The 2,035-nt window shown below is 55.9% G+C and carries 1 protein-coding gene; it reads right to left on the bottom strand.

Translation table 11 applies throughout. The features are described from left to right. Window positions 1–131 precede the first annotated feature (131 nt). Window positions 132–1,826 (bottom strand): phospho-sugar mutase, encoded by a 1,695-nt coding sequence (locus DW913_RS09890; RefSeq protein ID WP_117798380.1) that lies wholly within the window; start codon window positions 1,824–1,826, stop codon window positions 132–134. Window positions 1,827–2,035: the final 209 nt, after the last annotated feature.

Consider the following 2,035-nt stretch of genomic DNA (forward strand, 5'->3'; position numbering starts at 1 on the left):
GGGCGGGAATCTGGGCGTACACATTTCCTACACATCTTGGGATTCTCAGCTGTGTTTGCCAGTAATAAAGAGGGGACCTCGTTTCCGAGATCCCCTCCTCCGTCTAACTATAGAAATAGGCTTTCAAAGCCTTAGGCCAACAGCTTGCGACCGGACTCCTCAATCGCGTCAAGTGCTGCATCAGCCTCGGCGGCATCCGTGCCCTTAGCGAAGATGTACAGCTTAATCTTGGGCTCGGTGCCGGAAGGACGAACAATACCCTTGTTGCCGCCCTCAAGATCGAACTCAATGACGTTAGCCTTCGGCAGGCCGTTCACGCAGGTGTTGTAATCCACGACAGCCTCAATCTTGGAACCGGCGAGCTCCGCGGGCGGGTTCTCACGCAGACCAGCCATGATGCCGGCCATCTTCGCCGCACCCTCAGCGCCCGGATAGCTCAGCGAAATCGTCTTGTTATGATAGTAGCCATACTTCTCGTAAAGCTCGTGCATCGCATCGGCAAGGTTCTTTCCCTGGAGCTTATAATACTGCGCCATCTGGCAAATCAGAAGCGAAGTGCTCACGGCATCCTTGTCGCGCACGTGGTCACCGGCCAGATAGCCGTAGCTCTCCTCAAAACCGAAGATAAAGCGATCGACCTCGCCAGCATCGGAAAGAGAAGTAATGATGTCGCCGATGTACTTGAAGCCCGTCAGGCAGCGGCGAAGCTCAAAACCGTACTCGTCGGCCAGAGCGTCAACCATGGCGGAAGAAACGATAGTAGTAACGGCGACCTTCTTAGTGAGGTCCTCACCGCGGGCAGCACGGGTCTTGCAGATATAGTCGAGCAGCAGAACGCCCATCTCATTGCCGGTCAGCAGCAGATAGTCATCGCCATTCTTAACGGCAACGCCAACACGGTCGGCGTCGGGATCGGTTGCAAGCAGCAAATCAGGGTGAACCTGCTCGCAGAGATCGATGCCCTTCTGCATGGCCTGACGGATCTCGGGGTTAGGATACGGGCAGGTCGGGAAATCGCCGTTAGGCTCCTTCTGCTCGGGAACAACCGCGACATCGGTGATGCCAGCGCGCTCGAGCACCGTCGTGACGGGAATGAGGCCAGTGCCGTTGAGCGGAGTGTAGACGAGCTTAAGCGGAGCGCCAGCGATCTCCTCGGCAGAAAGGTTAGTCACGCCGCGGGCGAGAACGGCGTCGTAATAACGCTCGAGGCACGAGTCATCGATCCATTTGACCAGACCCTGCTCAAGAGCCTCATCGAAGTCCATGGACTTCACGCCGGTAAACGTATCGGTCTCGGCGATAGCCCTAGAAATTGCATCGGCAGCCTCGCTGGTGATCTGGCAGCCGTCGGGGCCATAGGCCTTATAGCCATTATACGGCGCCGGGTTATGGCTAGCGGTCATGCAAATGCCACCGGAGCACTTAAGGTCGCGGACGGCCCAGGAGAGCGTCGGCACAGGAGAAATCTTGGGATACACGAGGGCAGTCACGCCGTTTGCTGCAAGAATGGCAGCCGTCGTCTTAACGAACAGCTCACCTTTATTGCGGCTATCGCGAGCGATGGCGACCGTCGGATGCTCGAAGGTCGCATTGAGGTAGTCAGCGAATCCCTGGGTCGCACGACCGACCGTATAGATATTCATACGGTTAGTGCCCGCACCGATAGTGCCGCGAAGGCCGGCAGTACCGAAGGCGAGATCCTGGAAGAAAGCGTCGGTGATGGCGTCCTCATCACCCTGCTCCTTCATCGTGTTAAGCTCAGCGAGGAGCTCCTCGTCCTTGACATTGGCAATCCAAGTATCAAGCAGCTCATGAACATCTGCCATATGAGTCCTTCCGTCACAATCAATAAAACGACCCGTGTAAAACAGGACAAGCGCAGCAGTGCGCTAAAGCAAATATTAGTCCATTGAGAACAAAGAACCGACCACAGAACGGTGAACGTTTATATTCACCGGTGGATGATTGAAGTGATTTAATTGCTTAGTGAATGCCGCCTTTAACGCAAAAAAGGGGGAGGCCGCGAGGCCTCCCC

This window comes from Collinsella sp. AM42-18AC (assembly GCF_003467965.1).
GTDB lineage: Bacteria > Actinomycetota > Coriobacteriia > Coriobacteriales > Coriobacteriaceae > Collinsella.